Below are 19,243 nucleotides of genomic sequence, written 5' to 3'. Positions count from 1 at the left end.
TGGGATGCCATAGGGTGTTCTTTATGATTTTATTGTAAATATCATGTAAAAATTACATGATATTTTGGGTCTGAAGTTTTGATTTTAGCTGTTAATTAAATTGTCAAAAGATTCTGCTATAAATATCTAAATCGGCTTCTTTCATTCTTCAACTGTATTTCTCTTATGTTTGATTGAAATAGATTTAAATTTTTCTCATAGATATCAATAAAGAGGCTGTAAACCTTTATAAAAGAAGCTGCATAATTGAGTATAAGCCGTTTCAGCCATCTAATTTATTTTATTAGGTTGACTTATAATGCTATATTCAATAAGTCAATAAATTTAATTGATTATTCAAAGCGTATGTTGTATTAAAAATAAAAGCTTAGATGAAATAAATTCAAGAGGAAGTGAATGATGACTGTTCTAAAAAATGAATTCACTCTGGAAATCACACCTCATAGTGTGTGGGCGCAGAAGTTCTGGGATGAACTGATTCCTGCAAAAGAGCGTGTCAGCCAGCATCCTGTGTTTATTGGTATAGTAAATGGTACACTCAGCCTAGAATGCTTTCGTGCAGCTTTATTAAATTTTTATCCCTTGGTTGCACAGTTTCCGTCCTATATGGCGCTGGCTTTGGCTAAGGCAACTCAGTTTAATGAAGCGGGCGTAGTGCAGACTCGAGACTGGCTTATTCAGAATATTAAGGTTGAAGAACGCCATTTGACTTGGTATCGGGACTGGGCGGGTGGCTTTGGTCTTACAGTTGATCAGCTCGATCGTGTTACTCCACCACCTGCCATGAATGCCGTGAATCATTATCTCTGGAGCATTAACTATCGTGGTAGCCTTGCCGAATGTTTGGCAGCAACCAATTTAGCAATTGAATGGGCAACAGGTGACTGGTCTTTACATGTTTATAAAGGCATTCATAATTACCAGAATCATCCCGATGTGAAGATTGATAAACGCTCACTGGCATGGTTACGTGCCCATGCGCATTATGATGATATTCACCCGTATGAAGCAATGGAACTCATCAAATGCTTATGTGAAGGTAAACCTGAATTACAACAAAAAGCATTTCATGCTGCACGTGAAGGTTTGGAATATTATGCGTTGGCACTTGATGAATGTTATAAGCTTCAAGGTTGATGGGTAATAGCAGGCTTTTTGATGATTGTGTTCACTCGCTTTGCGTGGTTTTCATGCCGAGAAATAAAACCGACCGATAAAAAATTGATGGTGTCAGGTTTAGCCGATCAAAATATCATGAAGTATGCTCGCTTCTCAGCTTAGATGGTGTAAAACCAAACTGCTGCTTGAAACGGCGACTGAAGTGGCTGGCTGAACTAAAACCGCATTCCAGTGCAATGTCGGTCAGGCTCATATGTTGCTGTGAAATCAAATGATGAGCTTTTTGCAAACGGCGCTGCAAAATGTATTGGTGCGGTGCCTGCTGCATGGAGTGTCGAAACATGTGGGCAAAGTGGTATTCACTTAAATGCGCTTGTGCTGCCAAGTCTGCAATCGTTAGCGGCAAATGTAAATTTTCTTCAATCCATTCAAGTACCCAGCGTAGTGTTGCAGGTGCTAGACCACTCTTCAACTGGGGCATCTGCCAAACAATATTACTGTAATTTTTTAATAAATGGTTCAGTAATAAAGTGGCTGTGGTGGAGAGCTGGAGCAAATTTTCTGACTGTTGCCAGTTGCAGCCCAATAAAAAATGTCGATACAGCAAGGTAATCTGAGGATCAGTGGCAAAGGTTTTTTCATGCAGTTGAATCAGGTTCGGTTCCTTGTCCCAGACATGTGCAGCAAGATCACGCAAATGCTGATCGGTATAATACAAATGCACAAAACTCAATTCTCCGCGAATATCCCATTCAGAGTACTGCTGTTGTGGCATTAGACAAAAATGATCTGGACCACCACCATTACGCCAGCCTTGAGCTGTTTTTTGGTAACTTTCATAGCCACCGCAAGTATATAGACTCAAGGTGTGGTGATCGCTACAGACGCTGACACGATCGTGCCGATTGTACCAGGCAGCCAGTTGCATCCCTGAACCAAGTTGTACGTGTTCAAGTAATTGGGCTTTATGTTGTTGCAGCTGTTGTAAGGTCTGATAAGCCATATGCGGGATCATGTGACAAAACCATTGGAAATATAGTCTAGCGATTTTTTCAAAAGGGTCAGCAAATTTTTAGAAAAAAACGCAAGTTTATGCAAGCCTTGCCCTGCTTTGCGCAAGCAGACTCAATGAAATACCTGCAAACTGATGACAGAATTGAGGAGAGTCATCGTGAATCTATTTCTGTATGGGCTGGTTGTGCTGATCTGGGGAACAACATGGATTGCCATTACTGCTCAAGCCAATGTAGTTGATCCAGTTGTCGCTGTATTTTGGCGGTTTTTGCTTGCGGCGAGTTGTTTGTTTGTCGGGCTATTGCTGACAGGGCATTTGCGCCGTTTTGCGCTGCGTGATCATCTGTTTTGTGCGCTACAAGGGTTATGTGTTTTTGGGCTGAATTTTTTGTGCTTTTATCATGCCATTTCTTATATTAACAGCGGTCTGGAGTCCGTAATTTTCTCGATGGCTGTACTGTTCAATGCCATTAATAGCCGAATTTTTTTCGGACAAAAAATTGTTGCACAGTTTTTCCCTGCAGTCACTTTAGGCTTTCTCGGTATGTTTTTACTATTTTGGCAAGACTTGAGCAGTACCCATTTGCAGGGCAAGACTGTGCTTGGCATAGGTTTGTGTATGCTCGGAACGTATGGTTTTTCATTGGGCAATATGATCAGTACCCGGCATCAAAAACGTGGGCTAGATGTACTGAGCAGTAATGCCTATGCCATGAGTTATGGCACACTGTGGATGGGTTTGTTTGCTGCATCACAAGGCATGCAATTTATACCGGCATGGAACTTACAATTTAGTTTGGCCGTGGGTTATCTGGCAATTTTTGGTTCAGTGATTGGCTTTAGCGCTTATTTTATGCTGGTTGGGCGAATTGGGGCGGGGCAGGCAGCTTACAGTACCTTACTGTTTCCTTTAGTTGCACTCACCATTTCGACCTTTTGGGAAAATTATCACTGGAGTTTAACTGCGATACTGGGTGTGATCTGTATTTTACTGGGCAATCTGGTGTTCTTTTTAGCCCCAAAATTTCGAAATTTCTCAATAAAAAAAGCGATCAACTGATCGCTTTTTTTATATTTGATGAGCTTAATGCTTCACGATAATCGAATCGATACCACTGTTTTGCAAGGTTTGCTGTGCAGCGATGGCTTCATTTTGGGAGGTAAAAGGCCCTGAAATGACCCGATACCAGGTTTTCCCTTTTTCCGTACCAATAATGACATCGGCAGGCAATTTGTTCATCAGGATTTCAGAGCGTTTAGCATCAGCACTGTCAGGGTCGGTGTAGCTTTTAACCTGCAAAATATAGCTGGTTTGCGCAGCGGTACTTGGTTCAGATGCATTGCTGATTTCAGCCGTTGGCTGTGCAGGTGCTTCAACAATCACCCCAGCTTCTTGGCGTTGATTGGCAGGTACCGCCTGATCAGGAATCGGCGTGACCTGTTGTTTTGGCAACTGGTCATAAAAACGGTAGTCTTTATTGGTTTCCCCCTGAGACTGTCCCGTATTGATGTCGCTACGTGCATGTACGGGTGCCCACGGTTTCCACAGCATTAAAGCCACCGCAGCGCTGAGTACCATTAAAATCAGGATTAATGTACCAAACCATTTTGGAATCAATGACTGTTTTGACTGTTTTGGGCGTTCGGAAACGCCGCGTTGTGTTTTACCCCACACGTAGCAATCCTCTTAGCTTACATGGATGCTGGTGCAGAGACACCGAGCAACTCTAAACCATTATGTAATACTTGTTGTACATTGACTGAAAGTAACAGGCGTGCTTGGGTTAATGCAGCATCGTCGCTAAGCACTTTATGTTCGTTGTACCAGCCATGGAATAGCGCTGCAAGTTCTTTCAGGTAGTTACCGACCTGATGCGGTTCGTAAGCATGGGCTGCACGGTTAATAATATCTGGGTAAGCTGCAAGTTTTGCCAAGATTTCAGTTTCAGCTTCAAGGCTCAATTGTTCAGCAAATTGACGGGCTTGAACTGCATCGAAAGCAATGCCTGTATCTTTGGCTTTTTCTAGCATACGGCAAATACGTGCATGGGCATATTGAATGTAATACACCGCGTTGTCTTTGCTTTGCGATACGGCAAGGTCAAGGTCAAAGTCGATGTGTTGTTCGCTCTTACGCATCACATAGTAGAAACGTGCGGCATCATTACCGACTTCTTCACGCAGTTCACGTAAAGTCACGAACTGACCAGAACGCGATGACATTTGTACCATTTCTCCGCCACGCCACAAGCTCACGAACTGAACGAGAAGGACAGTCAGTTTGCTCGAGTCATAACCCATGGCATCAATTGCTGCTTTGACGCGGGCAATATAACCGTGGTGGTCTGAACCCCAAATATCCACAATATGGGTATAACCACGTTGTAATTTGTTAAGGTGGTAAGCAATGTCAGAAGCAAAGTAAGTAGTTTGACCATTGCGACGTTTTACGACACGGTCTTTTTCATCGCCAAATTCGGTCGATTTAAACCAGATATTACCGTCTTGTTCGTACAAGAAGCCGCGCTGATCAAGTGTTTCGAGGGCTTCGTCAATTTTTTCAGTCAGGCTGGCTTCACTAAACCACTGATTGAAGGTTACACCGAATTCGCCAAGGTCATCTTTAATATCATCTAAAATGGCTTTAAGAGCCGCTTGATGGAAAACACGATAGCCTGCACCGAGTAAGTGTTGTGAGTTGCCAATCAAACCGTCGATATGTTTTTCTTTGTCACCTGAAACGATGACTTTATTGCCGTCAGCATCTGGTTCAGCCGCATATTGCACATCTTCAGGCACGTCTTTATAAACGTCAGCGACAGGGCGAATATGCGCCGCGCCGTCTTTCTCAATAATGCTTTGCGCGATTTCTTTGACATAGTCGCCTTGGTAGGCATTTTTTGGGAAAACCAGAGTTTGCCCTTGTAATTCTAAATAACGCAAATAAGTTGAGGTTGCCAAAATATCCATTTGACGACCTGCATCGTTGACATAGTATTCGCGGTCAACTACTGCGCCTGTTGCTTCAAGCAAGTTAGCAACGGTCATGCCGTACGCTGCGCCACGACCATGCCCGACATGCAGGCTAGAGGTTGGGTTGGCAGACACAAACTCGACCTGAATGCGTTGCCCAACATTGCTTTGAGTGCGACCAAATACATCTTTTTGTTGTTGAATCTGGTCAAGGATGGCAAAGCGCTGGTCAGCATTTAAAAAGAAGTTAATGAATCCTGGACCTGCAATTTCAGCCTTGCTGATATCGGCAACTTCAGGCAAATTTGCCAAGATTTGTTCTGCAAGATCGCGTGGCTTTAAGCCCGCAGCTTTGGCAGCGGTCATGGCAACATTTGAGGCAAAATCGCCGTGGCTTCGATCTTTGGTTCGCGTTAGGATACTGTTGTTGTTCCAGTCAGATGGAAGAACACCCTGTTGCTTGAGGGACTGAACTGCATGATCAAGAGCTGCTTGGATTGCCGTATTCATAATGGTTAGAAAAAATGTCGCGGAAAAAGGGTAAATATAGCAAATTTTGTACGTTTTAGGGAAAGACTATTTCGCCTGATTTTGAGCATTTCCATACGGATTTTTTGACGAAAGTGAAATAAATTGGTTAGAATTATGTTATGTTATAACGTAATTATTTCGGAGTGTTTAATGAAAACCAATATTCATCCTGATTATCAACAAGTTTTGTTTCATGATACCAATGCCGATACTTACTTTTTAATTGGTTCAACCTTAAAGCCGAGCCAAAGCAAAGAATATCAGGGGCAGATTTATCCTTATGTGACGCTTGATATTTCCAGTGCTTCGCATCCTTTTTATACTGGCGAAGTGCGTCAGGCGAGCAATGAAGGGCGTGTGGCGAACTTTAATCGCAAGTTTGCACGTTTTTCCAAGAAGAAAGCCTAAACCCGACAATTGAAAACAAGCCGATTTTTTCTTGCAGAATTCCCTGCGTTTTCTGCAAGAAATAAATAAAATCCTAAAAGACCAACTGCATTAGTCAGAATAATTCAATTAGGAAATAAGTCTCATACTATTATAAATTTGCTAAATACCCTTTTTTATCAAAAAAGGCTTAAGCTAGTCGGGTATTTTGAAAAGCTAAACTTCACAATCGTGTAGTTTTAGTCAAAAGATGAGACTAAACATGACCTCTGCTACGCAAAAAAAGCACCCACTTTATATCCCTTATGCTGGAAATACCCTATTAGAACTGCCTTTATTGAACAAAGGTTCTGCATTTAGCGAAGACGAACGGACTCGTTTTAACCTGCATGGTCTAATTCCCCATGTGATTGAAACTATTGAAGAACAAAGCCAACGCTCATATCAACAGTACTCTGCATTTCACGATGCGATCAATAAGCACATTTATTTACGGAATATCCAAGACACCAACGAAACCCTATTTTTCCGTCTGATTGAAGATCATTTGGCGGAAATGATGCCGATTATTTATACACCGACCGTCGGTGAAGCCTGCCAACAGTTCTCGGATATTTACCGTCGTCATCGTGGTGTTTTTATCTCTTATCCTGACCGTGAACACATTGATGATATTTTGCAAAACGTGAATCGCAAAAATGTCAAAGTGATTGTGATCACCGATGGTGAACGTATTTTGGGACTCGGCGACCAAGGTATTGGTGGGATGGGAATTCCAATTGGAAAATTGTCCCTCTATACAGCCTGTGGCGGTATCAGCCCAGCCTATACGCTACCGATTACTATTGATGTCGGAACCAACAACCAACAGTTGTTGAATGACCCGATTTATATGGGTTGGCGTCAACCGCGTATCAGCGGTGATGAATACTATAGTTTTGTCGATGAAGTGATTCGTGGTATTCGCCGTCGTTGGCCAAAAGCCTTGATTCAGTTTGAAGACTTTGCACAAAAAAATGCCATGCCTTTGCTGAATAAATACCGCGATGAAATTTGCTGTTTCAATGATGATATTCAGGGAACGGCTGCAGTGTCGGTAGGTAGTCTAATTGCAGCGAGCCGTGCGGCAGGCAAGCAGTTAAAAGATCAAAAAATTACCTTCTTGGGCGCAGGTTCAGCAGGTTGTGGGATTGCCGAGCAGATCGTGGCACAAATGGTGGCGGAAGGTTTGACCGATGCCGAAGCACGCCAACGCGTGTTTATGGTGGATCGTTTTGGTTTAATCACTGAGAATCAGCCGAACTTACTGGATTTCCAACGCAAACTAGCGCAAAAACCTGAAGCGGTGACCAGTTGGGCACACGCCGATGAAATGATTTCGCTTCTTGATGTAGTGAAACATGCCAAACCAACGGTGTTGATCGGGGTGTCGGGTCAGCCGGGCTTGTTTACTGAAGAAATTATCCGTACCTTGGCTGCAAACTGTGAACGCCCAATCGTGTTGCCATTGTCGAATCCAACTTCGCGTGTTGAAGCTGTACCTGCCGATGTATTGAATTGGACTGAAGGGAAAGCATTGATTGCCACAGGTAGCCCATTTGCACCTGTGAATTATCAAGGTAAGTTGTATAACATTTGCCAGTGCAATAACTCGTATATTTTCCCAGGCATTGGCTTGGGTGTGATTGCAGCAGGCGCAACGCGTGTCACCGATAGCATGTTGATGGCTTCAAGTAATGCTTTGGCAGATTGTTCGCCAATGTTGCAAGATCCAAATGCAGACTTGCTGCCTGAAATTGATGACATTCAAAAAGTGTCACGTATTATTGCGTTTAAAGTTGCAAAAGCAGCGATGAATGCGGGTGTTGCACCCGTGATTAGTGATGAACTGCTGATTGAAAATATTGAGAAAAATTTCTGGCAACCAGAATATCGTCAATATAAACGTGTTACATTTTAAGCATTAGATTTCTTTCATAAATCCCTTCTCTTTTTCCCTATAGGAGAAAAATAAAGAGGGGTAAACACTTATGAAACAGGTCTATTAAAATAGATAAAAAATACCTTGCTGATGCAGGGTATTTTTTTGCTTGAATGTTTTGCTTGCAATAAATGAGACGACTAGCTTCGCCATAAATGACATTCATCACTTTTAAATAGCTCAGCCGCAATTATCTAAAATTGTGCTAATCATAGCAAAACAACGTCTGATGGCTGTGTGCGATTTATTTTAAGGTAAGGGCATATCGATTTTTTGAGTAATGCCATGACTAATCTAACAATTCAGCATGCCCAAGCCTTTTCTGAATCCCAAATTTATGTCGCATGGGGGCAAGGCCCTTCCAGCCGTTACGATGAACTGGCTCAGCATTTTCGCCCTGTGTTTGCCAAAATTCAGGCAGGCACATTACAGCGCGAGCAGCAGCGTATCTTGCCATATGAGCAGTTGCAGTGGCTTAAAGACAGTGGCTTTACCCGTTTACGTTTGCCGAAAGCGTTTGGCGGCTTTGATGCCACGATTCCTGAATTATTTGCCTTACTGGTTGAACTTGCCCAAGCTGATTCGAACTTGCCGCAAGTGCTGCGGGTACACTTTGGTTTTACTGAAGATGTCCTGATCTCTCAAGATCCTGCTTTTAAAGTACGCTGGTTAAAACGTATTGCCGCAGGCGAAACCATAGGCAGTGCATGGTCTGAAGGCGGTAAAGAAAGTCGTGATCAGTTCCAAACGCATATTTACCGTGATCCGCAAGGTCGGCTACGCCTCAAAGGGCAAAAGTACTACACCACAGGCAGTTTATATGCCGACTGGATTGAAGTCGGGATTCAGGACTTAACTGGAGAGTCGGCTTCGGTGCTGGTGCCACGCCACTCTGAAGGGGTCGCGGTACTGGATGACTGGAATGGTTTTTGGCAAAAACTCACAGCGAGTGGCACGGCAATTTTTAATGATGTGCTGATTGATCCGAGTGAAATACTGGTGGATGGCACACGTTTTAAATATTCGGCAGCTTATTATCAACTGGTGCAGTTGGCGATTATTACGGGCTTGGGGCGATCTGCCAGTTATGAGTTGTCACGCGCGGTAGAACAGCGTAGCCGTAACTATACTCATGCCAACAGTCAGTTTGTACGTGATGATCCACAAATCTTACAGGTCGTTGGACAGGTACGTGGCGCGGCCTATAGTGCAGGCGCAATCGTTGAAAAAGTGGCGCAGAGTTTGCAGCGGACTTATCTGGCAGCTTTACAGGGCAATGCTGAATATGAAGAACAGCAAAATGCACTGGCTGAATTAGAAACGGCTCAGTCGCAAACCGTGATTACCCAACTGATTTTAAATGCTTCAACTGTACTGTTTGATGCCTTGGGTGCATCAGCATCGGATCAACGCTATGCGCTAGATCGTTTCTGGCGCAATGTGCGTACCTTATCTTCACATAATCCGCGGGTGTTTAAAGACCGGATTGTGGGTGATTTTAGTGTCAATGGGACGTTACCGCCGTATCAGTGGCGAATTGGAGATGTCAGTCAGGATCAGGCATTGTCCAAAGCCAGTTAAGCGAAGTGATATTTTGAATAGAGCAGTCGAAGGGCGGCTTTGTTATTTGTTAAATAGGTTATCTGCTTCATGTAAGCATTTGCTGACAATGATTCAAGAAATTTGCCAGTAGGCAGCCATGTGGAATTTGTTATGATGAACTCATCAGGAACAGGAAGTTCCAGAACATAAAACAAAAACGATAAGTTCAAGCATCAGGACGTGAGGTACGACAGGAGTTATACCTAGGAACCAAATACGAAAAACCCCGACAGGATGTCGGGGTTTTTTATTTTGTGCTTAAACAAATGATTCGCTACACCACATCTCCACTGAAGCTGGAGATCCTGAGTTTTATGACGAAAAAAATAGATAACCACAGTAGATTATTTCATTAACAGCAAATCTGCTAAGCAGCCAAGTTATTGTTATAAATTAACGATTTTTTTTATTTTAAGATGGCTCTAAACATAAAAAATTTGAGTTGCCCATCATGTCGAAACGAATCAGCTTTAATGCCTTTGAAATGAACTGTATTGCCCATCAGTCTCCCGGTTTATGGCGACATCCGCTAGACCGCTCGACTGAATATAAGGATCTGGAATACTGGACTGATCTGGCAAAAATTTTAGAGCAGGGTTATTTTGACGGGATTTTTATTGCTGACGTTTTAGGGATTTATGATGTTTATCATCACAGTGCCGAGCATGCACTGACAGGTGCGGTGCAAGTGCCTGTCAATGATCCGTTACAGATTGTCCCTGCGATGGCTGCGGTGACCCAGCATTTGGGTTTTGGTGTGACTACGTCGATTTCCTTTGAGCATCCTTATCCGTTTGCGCGTCGTTTAAGTACGCTCGATCACCTGACCAAAGGGCGTGTCGGCTGGAATATCGTGACTTCTTATCTGGAAAGTGGCTCGAAAAATCTGGGGCTAAAAACACAGGAAAATCATGATGACCGTTATGATATTGCCGATGAATATCTAGAAGTGTTGTACAAGCTTTGGGAAGGTTCATGGGAGCAAGATGCTGTGCTACGCGACAAGCAACGCGGCATTTTTGCTGATCATCGCAAGGTGCATCCGATTCGGCATCAGGGTAAATATTTTACCGTGCCAGGAATTCATATTTGTGAGCCGTCACCACAGCGTACGCCTGTATTGTATCAGGCTGGGGCATCCACTCGTGGGCAGCAGTTTGCTAGTCAAAACGCCGAATGTGTATTTATTGCACCGCCGTCTAAAGCTGCAGCTAAAAAAGTGGTGCAGGGGATTCGTGCCAAACTGGTTGAGCAAGGGCGTGATCCATATTCGGTCAAAATCTATACCTTGCTTTCGATTGTCACTGACATCAGCGATGCCAAAGCTCAAGAAAAATTTAAAGAATATCAATCTTATGGCAGTTATGATGGCGCACTGACCTTGCTGTCGGGCTGGTCGGGCGTAGATTTTTCACAGTATCAACCCACTGATAAAGTCGAATATATTCAGACCAATGCGATTCAGTCCTTGCTGGACTCTTATGTCAATGCTGACCCGAACCGTGTCTGGACGATTGAAGAAATCGCCAACTGGAACAGTGTCGGTGGCAATGGCCCTGTGTTGGTGGGTTCAGCCGAAACTGTGGCGGATGCCTTGCAGGAATGGGTTACAGAAACCGATGTGGATGGTTTTAACTTGGCCTATATTTTGGCGCATCAGACTTTTAGTGATGTGGTGGAATTTATTGTGCCTGAGCTGCAAAAACGTGGCGTGTATCAGACCGAATATGCACAAGGTACACTACGCGAAAAACTGTTTGGGCAAGGGCCGTATTTACCCGAAAATCATCGTGGGGCAGGTTATCGTTTCGGTGAAAAACCCCCGATTGCCGAAGCCAGTTAATCGGTAATCCATATTTAAAAAATCCATAAGCTGATTTGACGCGTACTGATCTGAGTATTTATCGACGCTGATGACCTGACCACCTTATCTTTCAGGATTGAACAGGTGATTACCGAATTTTTGATGATGCCTATCATGACAGGCGTGGCACAGGCAATCGCACTGTTTGTATTACTGATCTGGATAGCAAACTATAAAACCGATGTGTTTTTACTGGTGTCGATTTGTGCGATGGTGCTGATGATCGGGATTGGATTTCTGCTCAAATTTGAACCGACCAAACCTGATTCTGATATGAGTGTGGAAAGTAAAACTCTACACGCTATTTGGGCAAACACGTGGTAGACCGAGAGCGTTCTAGATCTAAAAATCATAAAATTGGCTGTATGGTGCAGCCTTTTTTATTGTTGAAAAATCATGTAGTTATTTTGAATAAGCAAAGCATTTTTATCTATAAAATCCCAGAGAAAATAATGCTAAGTTAAGGACACCCAAGCATAAAAAGAGCACAAGTATTATGACCACATTGAACCAGACGGGCTTTGCATCGCAAACAGCCATTCCACTCAAATTTTTTGAACATCAGCAAGATGCACATGTGATTCGTTCCGATGTTGAAGCAATTGCAATAGCCCGTGAACTGGCTCAGGAATTTGCCAAAGAAGCGTCGCTACGCGATCAGGAGCGCCGTTTGCCTTTGGAGGAAATTCAGAAATATTCGCAAAGTGGTTTATGGGCAATCAATATTCCCAAAGCTTTTGGCGGTGCTGATGTCAAATACCGCACTCTTGCAGAAGTGGTCAAAATTATTTCCAGTGTCGATTCATCTTTAGGGCAAATTGCGCAGAACCATTGGGCATTTGTCGAGCATTTGCGTTTAGATGCTACCCCAGAACAGAAAAAGTTCTTTTTTGAGCTGATTTTAAAAGGAATTCGTCTAGGCAATGCCTTTTCGGAAAAAGGCAGTAAAACGGTTGCCGACCTGACCACCAAAATTCATAAAACCGCACAAGGTTATGAAATTAATGGTGAAAAGTTCTTTGCTACAGGCGCGTTGCTCGCGCACTGGATTCCGATTGTCGCGGTGGATGAGCAAGGGCGTAGTTATGCAGCGATTGTGCCGCGTGACACCACTGGGGTTGAAATCATCAATGACTGGTCGGGCTTTGGACAGCGCACCACTGCCAGTGGTACGGTGCGTTTAAACCATGTATTTGCCCGTGAAGAATACGTGATTCCTGTGCATCAGGCATTTGAGCGCCCAACGCCTGCGGGTGCAATTTCACAGTTTATTCAGGCTGCGGTGGATGCAGGCATTGCACGTGGTGCGATTGAAGAAACCATTCAATATGTGCGTCAGTACAGCCGCCCGTGGATTGATTCAGGTCTGGAAAAGGCCACGGATGACCCGTACACCATTGCCAATATCGGGGATTTGAAAATTAAGTTGCGTGCCGCTGAAGCAGTGCTGGACTTGGCAGGCGATGCGATTGATGTCGCGATTGCTGATACGACTGAAGCGCATGTTGCCGAAGCGACCTTATTGGTTGCTGAAGCTAAAGTACTCACAACAGAAGTTGCACTATTGGCAACCAATAAATTGTTTGAGTTATCGGGAACACGCTCGACTTTGTCTGAGTTGAATCTTGACCGTCACTGGCGCAATGCACGAACCCATACCTTGCACGATCCTGTGCGCTGGAAGTTGCATCTGGTCGGCAATTATTATTTAAATGGCGTAGGGTTGCCACGCCATCCGTGGAGTTAAGGGTTAAATTGAGTCATGTCAGTCAGTAAAGAAATTGACAGGCATTATCCAAACAGGCTGCTGTTTTATCAGCAAATAGGCTATCTGGTTCATGTAAGCATTTGCTGACAATAATTCAGGCGATTTGCCAGTAGGCAGCCATGCTGAATTTGTTATGATGAACTCATCAGGAACAGGAAGTTCCAGAACATAAAACAAAAACGATAAGTTCAAACATCAGGACGTGAGGTACGACAGGAGTTATACCTAGGAATCAAATACAAAAGACCTCAACAGGATGTTGGGGTCTTTTACTTTATACTTTAGGCGTTATTTACGCATGTGTTATGCCAAACTGGTAAATTATTTTTCAAGTTGACATGGGTAATACATCTTCATAGATTCGCCACAACTTTTTTACGGTGGAGTCCCTCAGTGGGTATAAGCTCGAGTAGTTGTTCGGAATATTTATCCGAACAAATGTCAGCACACGGGACTTCATAACATTTCGTTCTGATCTCTCGTTGTTCTGCGAGAGGTCGTCAATATGTCTGTAAGGCATGCACCTCATCTACATTGATTGATCAATAGTCGATTAATTCTGTTTTTCATGAAACTGCATTACTTATATTTCAAAATGCATTTCGGATAAAACAAGTTAAAGATTTATTGCGCCTGCTTATTGGGTTTCTCACATAAGAGGATTGTAGATATGTATCTATCTGATCTGAATAATCTATTTAGAAGATCATTACATGATGTATCTCATGTGATGTTCATGTTCATTTCCCATTTTTTAGGCAAAGTAATGGTTCCTATTCCCCAGCGCAAGATCAGTTTTTGATTCGTTAAGCACACTGTAAAAACCTTCTATTTTTTCACAGTGTATCAACTGATTTTTTTCCATGAATTGAGCTTGAAATTCATATTTGGACGTTGGCTATGCGCACATTTTTCTTGAAACAACTGTTCCTTCGTTTTTTAAAAGTACGTCACTTCGGGCGGCATTTTCAGCGCTTTATTAGCCTAGAACATGTGACTCGTGCAAATAAAACACAATCATTTCCACCAGAGCTGACTCAAACACTGGTGCAGTCTGCACGACATACGCCTGAGCAGCTCTACCAAGAACTCAATACCAGCCTTGCAGGCCTAGATGAAAATCAAGTCGAACAACGTCAACAACAATATGGCTTAAATGAAATTCAGCAAGAAAAGCCTTTAAGTTGGTGGGTACATTTATGGTTTTGCTACCGTAATCCATTCAACTTATTACTGACATTACTCGCATTGGTTTCTTTTTTTACCAATGATATGCAGGGTACGTTGGTGATTGGAACCATGGTTCTGATTTCAACCATGTTACGTTTTTGGCAAGAGCAAAAATCCAATCAGGCTGCTGAAGCATTAAAAGCCATGGTCACGAATACCGCAACGGTGATTCGTCAATCTTCAAACCCGCAAGAACAGATTAACCCAACCACTTTAAATGTGCAGACCAGCCAAGAAGTCACCATTCAGGCGCTAGTACCAGGCGATATTATTTTACTTTCTGCGGGTGATATGATTCCTGCGGATTGTCGGGTTCTGGTAGCTAAAGATTTATTTGTTGCACAGGCTGCTATGACAGGAGAATCTTTACCTGTTGAAAAATATGCAGTTCAAAAAGATCAAAATGCAATTAACCCACTGGATCTAGAAAACATTTTGTTTATGGGAACCAATGTGGTGTCAGGTTCAGCGACAGCTGTCGTGTTAACGACAGGTGGACAAACCTATTTTGGCGCATTGGCAAAACGGATGACGGCCAGTGAGCAAGTGACCACTTCATTTCAACTGGGGGTCAATAAAGTCAGTTGGTTGCTGATTCGTTTTATGGCGGTCATGGCACCAATTGTTTTATTTATTAATGGTTTTACCAAAGGCAACTGGACAGAAGCGAGCCTCTTTGCGCTTTCAGTTGCTGTCGGGCTAACCCCAGAAATGCTGCCCATGATTGTCACATCAACACTGGCAAAGGGTGCGGTGTTTCTGTCTCGCAAAAAAGTGATTGTAAAGCGTTTGGACGCAGTCCAAAACTTTGGGGCAATGGATGTGCTTTGTACTGATAAAACAGGCACACTTACACAAGATAAAATCATTTTAGCAAAACATGTGGATATTTGGGGTAATCCATCCAAGAAGGTCTTGGAGCTTGCCTGTCTAAATAGTTATTTTCAAACTGGTCTAAAAAACTTACTTGATGTTGCCGTGTTAGAACATGGTGAAAGTCATTTAATGATTTCTGATTTGCAGAAACTCAAAAAAGTCGATGAGATTCCGTTTGATTTTAACCGCCGTCGTATGTCGGTTGTGGTTGAAGATGCATCACAACAGCAGACCATGATTACCAAAGGGGCTGTAGAAGAAGTTCTTGCAGTATGTCGTTATGTCATGCATGACGATGAAATTATCCATCTTGATGAAAAGTCGCTACAGCATATACATGATGTCACCGCAGAATTCAATGCTGAAGGTCTACGCGTTGTGGCTGTCGCGACCAGGGCAGGTTTGAGTCATCATGAATATGGCATTGCCGATGAAAGTGATTTGATTCTCGTGGGCTATGTCGCTTTTCTTGACCCACCTAAAGAGTCGACAGCGCCTGCGCTTCAGGCACTCTCGGAGCATGGTATTGTGGTTAAGATTTTGACAGGTGACAACGATCTGGTTACAGCCAAAGTCTGTAAAGACGTCGGATTACACGTGAGTGGTGTCATACTTGGAAATGATATTGAGCAAATGGATGATGCTGCTTTGGCTCAGGTAGTTGAGCAATATAATGTTTTTGCCAAACTGACACCTGCGCACAAGGAACGCATTGTACGGGTCTTAAAACACAACGGACATGTGGTTGGTTTCATGGGCGATGGTATTAATGATGCACCTGCTTTGCGTAGTGCAGATATTGGTATTTCTGTCGATACAGCCGTCGATATTGCTAAAGAAGCTGCAGATCTTATTTTGCTTGAAAAGAGCTTGATGGTTCTGGAACAGGGTGTTTTAGAAGGTCGTCGTACTTCCTCAAACATGCTGAAATATATCAAAATGACCGCAAGTTCAAATTTTGGTAATGTTTTTTCGGTCTTGATTGCTAGTGCATTTCTTCCGTTCTTGCCGATGCTTCCAATACAATTACTGATCCAGAACCTTTTATACGATATTTCGCAAATTGCCATTCCGTTTGACCATGTAGATGATGAACTTTTACTCAAACCGCAAACCTGGCAACCTGCTGAAATTGGTCGTTTCATGCTGTTTTTTGGCCCAATTAGCTCGATTTTCGATATCGTAACTTTCATTCTCATGTGGTATGTCTTTGGTGCCAATAATATTGCGCATCAGACGCTGTTTCAGTCGGGCTGGTTCGTGGTCGGGTTATTAACCCAGACCTTAATTGTGCATATGATTCGCACACCCAAAATTCCATTCTTGCAAAGCCGTGCAGCAATGCCATTGATGATTATGTCATTGATTATTATGGCAATCGGGATTTATTTGCCGATGGGAAGTTTGGCTCCGTATTTTAAACTACAGGCATTGCCACCACTGTATTTTGTATTTTTACCCTGTATCTTGATTGCTTACATGGTGCTGATACAACTTGTGAAACGCTTCTACTTCCGCCGTTATGGTTGGCAGTAATCAAGGAATTGTTCAGAGACACGTCATATCGACTAGGCTTTTTGCTTGACTCGATGATCAGCTGATAGACCACATTTGTTTTATGCGGGATGATGGGTTTTTTGAGTGGAAATGTCGGCAATCGACAGTCGATTTACAAACCGATGTTCTTGTTGCAATCGGTGTTGTGAGTTTTGTCGATATGGCTTTATCGTTTAAATGAACATGCTGCTACTGTTCGGGCAGCTCCCCGAATTGATCATCAAAATAGTTGGGCTGAATACGAATAACAGATGAAACGGAATTGCTGTATTGCGTTGTAAATGCAAAGGATATCGTTTTTTAACATATCTTAAAAAACGATAAATTTGCCCGTTTTTATTATTTTACGCTGTATGCCCAAATGTGGATAAATAAACCTCAATAGATTTATATTTCAATTCAGGTTTATGTCCATGTCCACCACTTTAAATGCAGTCAAACCCTTAAATATTGTCGCTGTTTCAGGCGGCTTAAATAACCCTTCTAAAACCGAAGCACTGGTTCAGGAAATTATTCATGAACTGGGTCAGGCAACCCCGATCAACGTGCATTTTATTAAGTTCAGCGAAATCGGGTCGTTATTGGGCGGTGCGATTTATCGTCATCAATTGCCACAGCGCGTACAGGATGATTTGGCAGCAGTTGAAGCTGCAGATGCCTTAATTGTTGGCACACCTGTGTATCGCGCTTCATTTACTGGATTGTTTAAGCATTTCTTTGATTTTGTGGAACAAACTGCTTTGGTCGACGTGCCAGTTTTGTTGGCCGCTTCAGGTGGCAGCGACCGCCATGCCTTGGTGCTTGAGCATCAGTTACGCCCATTGTTCAGTTTCTTCCAGGCGCAGACGTTGCCAATCGGTGTTTATGCCACGGATCGTGATTTTACCCCTGAATACACCATTCAAAGCGCAGCCTTGCGTGATCGCATTATCTTGGCGGTTGCACGTGCCTTACCGATTTTAGAGTGGGCGCCTGCTAAAGGTCAGCGTGCGGAAGTGGTGAAAGCTAAAACAGTTCAAGCCAACCAAAACTTGGGTATTAACCGACAAATTGAACAAGAAGAAGTCTTGCCTTCGGCCGCTGTGCCTGACTTGCAAGCCGCAGAATCCCGTTTACAACATAAAACAGGCAAGACCTCAATTCAGGCCGATGTGGCATAAACCCCATCAGTTTCCCAAGGAGAATAAAAATATGGCGCAATCACAACAACAACTTCAGTTTGCTTACTGGGTACCCAATGTTAGCGGTGGTCTGGTGGTGAGTAATATTGAACAACGTACAGAATGGAACATTGATTACAATAAGAAACTCGCACAAACCGCAGAAAAAAATGGCTTTAGCTATGCCTTATCACAAATCCGTTTTACTGCGGGTTATGGCGCGGAAAATCAACATGAGTCCGTTTCGTTTAGCCATGCAATTTTGGCAGCGACTGAAAAGCTCAAAGTGATTGCAGCGATTTTACCAGGGCCGTGGAAACCTGCACTGGCAGCCAAGCAACTGGCGACCATTGATCATTTAACCCAAGGGCGAATTGCGATTAATGTGGTCAGTGGCTGGTTTAAGGGCGAGTTCGATGCGATTGGGGAGGAATGGCCTGATCATGACCAGCGTTATGCTCGTTCAGAAGAGTTTATTCGCAGTCTGAAAGGTATTTGGACCACCGACAATTTTTCATTTGATGGTAAGTACTATCAGTTTAAAGACTACACCTTAAAGCCAAAACCTGTGCAGCAGCCGCATCCTGAAATTTTCCAAGGCGGAACATCGCGCGCAGCACGGGATATGGCGTCGCGTGTCTCGGACTGGTACTTTGCCAACGGCAATACAGTTGAAGGTATTCGTGAACAGATTGAAGATTTGCGCGCTAAAGCCAAGCAGAATCATCATCAGGTCAAAGTTGGTTTAAACGCCTTTATTATCGCGCGGGATACCGAAGAAGAAGCGCAAGCAGTGTTGCAAGAGATTATTGCCAATGCCAACCCTGAAGCCGTGAATGCCTTTGCCGATGCCACCCGTCAGGCAGGTTCAGCCAGCCCTGAAGGTGAGGGTAACTGGGCGAAGTCTAGCTTTGAAGATTTGGTGCAATATAACGATGGCTTTAAAACCAATCTGATCGGTACACCTGAACAAATCGCAGAACGCATTGTGGCGTACAAAGCCGCAGGGGTTGATCTGATTTTGGCGGGCTTCTTGCACTTTATTGAAGAAGTCGAATATTTTGGACAACGGGTTTTACCGTTAGTTCGAGAACTGGAACAAAAACAACAACAGGCCAAAGAAGTCGCTTAAATCACAGGGGAGATGTGTTTGATCGCCCTGATTTGCTGCATCTAAAACA

13 protein-coding genes and 1 pseudogene are annotated in these 19,243 nt (G+C 43.3%); 11 read left to right on the top strand and 3 right to left on the bottom strand.

The window, feature by feature from the left end; genetic code table 11:
* The first annotated feature begins 396 nt into the window (after positions 1-396).
* On the top strand, positions 397-1,137 hold the full coding sequence (locus E0H77_RS11080; RefSeq protein ID WP_416240512.1) for an iron-containing redox enzyme family protein: 741 nt from the start codon (positions 397-399) through the stop codon (positions 1,135-1,137).
* Positions 1,138-1,252: 115 nt separating this feature from the next.
* Here E0H77_RS11080 and E0H77_RS11075 read toward each other — a convergent pair whose 3' ends face one another.
* Entirely contained in the window at positions 1,253-2,122 is an 870-nt protein-coding gene (locus tag E0H77_RS11075; protein WP_131378023.1) for an AraC family transcriptional regulator, read from the bottom strand.
* A 168-nt stretch (positions 2,123-2,290) separates the two neighbouring features.
* On the opposite strand from E0H77_RS11075, the gene E0H77_RS11070 reads away from it, so the two are divergent.
* On the top strand, positions 2,291-3,193 hold the full coding sequence (locus tag E0H77_RS11070) for a DMT family transporter (protein ID WP_131377982.1): 903 nt from the start codon (positions 2,291-2,293) through the stop codon (positions 3,191-3,193).
* 24 nt (positions 3,194-3,217) lie between these two features.
* Here E0H77_RS11070 and E0H77_RS11065 read toward each other — a convergent pair whose 3' ends face one another.
* A complete protein-coding gene (locus E0H77_RS11065) occupies positions 3,218-3,808 on the bottom strand; it encodes an SPOR domain-containing protein (RefSeq protein WP_131313122.1) in 591 nt (196 codons plus the stop codon).
* Positions 3,809-3,825: 17 nt separating this feature from the next.
* Positions 3,826-5,616, bottom strand: a complete 1,791-nt coding sequence (gene argS, locus E0H77_RS11060; protein WP_131377981.1) for an arginine--tRNA ligase — start codon at positions 5,614-5,616, stop codon at positions 3,826-3,828.
* 171 nt (positions 5,617-5,787) lie between these two features.
* Here argS and E0H77_RS11055 point away from each other — a divergent pair, with 171 nt between their 5' ends.
* From E0H77_RS11055 to sfnG, 9 genes and pseudogenes are all read left to right on the top strand, one after another.
* On the top strand, positions 5,788-6,045 hold the full coding sequence (locus E0H77_RS11055) for a type B 50S ribosomal protein L31 (protein ID WP_131377979.1): 258 nt from the start codon (positions 5,788-5,790) through the stop codon (positions 6,043-6,045).
* A 241-nt stretch (positions 6,046-6,286) separates the two neighbouring features.
* Positions 6,287-7,984, top strand: coding sequence for an NAD-dependent malic enzyme (locus E0H77_RS11050; RefSeq protein WP_131377977.1), 1,698 nt, complete (start codon positions 6,287-6,289; stop codon positions 7,982-7,984).
* A gap of 306 nt (positions 7,985-8,290) precedes the next feature.
* Positions 8,291-9,586: an acyl-CoA dehydrogenase family protein gene (locus E0H77_RS11045; protein ID WP_131377975.1), complete on the top strand. Its 1,296-nt coding sequence runs from the start codon at positions 8,291-8,293 to the stop codon at positions 9,584-9,586.
* Positions 9,587-10,058: 472 nt separating this feature from the next.
* Positions 10,059-11,450, top strand: a complete 1,392-nt coding sequence (locus tag E0H77_RS11040; protein ID WP_131377973.1) for an LLM class flavin-dependent oxidoreductase — start codon at positions 10,059-10,061, stop codon at positions 11,448-11,450.
* A 54-nt stretch (positions 11,451-11,504) separates the two neighbouring features.
* A pseudogene (locus E0H77_RS14065) lies at positions 11,505-11,610 on the top strand (hypothetical protein); the annotation flags it as partial.
* Between the two features lie 357 nt (positions 11,611-11,967).
* The gene (locus E0H77_RS11030) at positions 11,968-13,218 is read left to right on the top strand and encodes an SfnB family sulfur acquisition oxidoreductase (protein ID WP_131377969.1); all 1,251 of its coding nucleotides are present in this window, start codon (positions 11,968-11,970) and stop codon (positions 13,216-13,218) included.
* A gap of 921 nt (positions 13,219-14,139) precedes the next feature.
* A complete protein-coding gene (gene mgtA, locus E0H77_RS11025; RefSeq protein ID WP_131377967.1) occupies positions 14,140-16,881 on the top strand; it encodes a magnesium-translocating P-type ATPase in 2,742 nt (913 codons plus the stop codon).
* Between the two features lie 434 nt (positions 16,882-17,315).
* The gene (msuE, locus tag E0H77_RS11020; protein WP_131377965.1) at positions 17,316-18,062 is read left to right on the top strand and encodes an FMN reductase; all 747 of its coding nucleotides are present in this window, start codon (positions 17,316-17,318) and stop codon (positions 18,060-18,062) included.
* Between the two features lie 31 nt (positions 18,063-18,093).
* Positions 18,094-19,194, top strand: a complete 1,101-nt coding sequence (gene sfnG / locus E0H77_RS11015; protein WP_131377963.1) for a dimethylsulfone monooxygenase SfnG — start codon at positions 18,094-18,096, stop codon at positions 19,192-19,194.
* Positions 19,195-19,243: the final 49 nt, after the last annotated feature.

It is taken from the genome of Acinetobacter brisouioides (genome assembly GCF_004331075.1).
GTDB lineage: Bacteria > Pseudomonadota > Gammaproteobacteria > Pseudomonadales > Moraxellaceae > Acinetobacter.
Note: the sequence above shows the minus strand (reverse complement) of the source record. Positions and strands in the feature narration are given on the sequence as shown.

Bases quoted from the DNA above. Each gene is read 5' to 3' on its own strand.
- E0H77_RS11055 (WP_131377979.1), top strand. From the start codon at position 5,788: ATGAAAACCAATATTCATCCTGATTATCAACAAGTTTTGTTTCATGAT.
- E0H77_RS11030 (WP_131377969.1), top strand. From the start codon at position 11,968: ATGACCACATTGAACCAGACGGGCTTTGCATCGCAAACAGCCATTCCA.
- E0H77_RS11080 (WP_416240512.1), top strand. From the start codon at position 397: ATGATGACTGTTCTAAAAAATGAATTCACTCTGGAAATCACACCTCAT.
- E0H77_RS11075 (WP_131378023.1), bottom strand. From the start codon at position 2,122: ATGGCTTATCAGACCTTACAACAGCTGCAACAACATAAAGCCCAATTA.
- sfnG (WP_131377963.1), top strand. From the start codon at position 18,094: ATGGCGCAATCACAACAACAACTTCAGTTTGCTTACTGGGTACCCAAT.
- E0H77_RS11045 (WP_131377975.1), top strand. From the start codon at position 8,291: ATGACTAATCTAACAATTCAGCATGCCCAAGCCTTTTCTGAATCCCAA.
- mgtA (WP_131377967.1), top strand. From the start codon at position 14,140: ATGCGCACATTTTTCTTGAAACAACTGTTCCTTCGTTTTTTAAAAGTA.
- E0H77_RS11040 (WP_131377973.1), top strand. From the start codon at position 10,059: ATGTCGAAACGAATCAGCTTTAATGCCTTTGAAATGAACTGTATTGCC.
- msuE (WP_131377965.1), top strand. From the start codon at position 17,316: ATGTCCACCACTTTAAATGCAGTCAAACCCTTAAATATTGTCGCTGTT.
- E0H77_RS11050 (WP_131377977.1), top strand. From the start codon at position 6,287: ATGACCTCTGCTACGCAAAAAAAGCACCCACTTTATATCCCTTATGCT.
- argS (WP_131377981.1), bottom strand. From the start codon at position 5,616: ATGAATACGGCAATCCAAGCAGCTCTTGATCATGCAGTTCAGTCCCTC.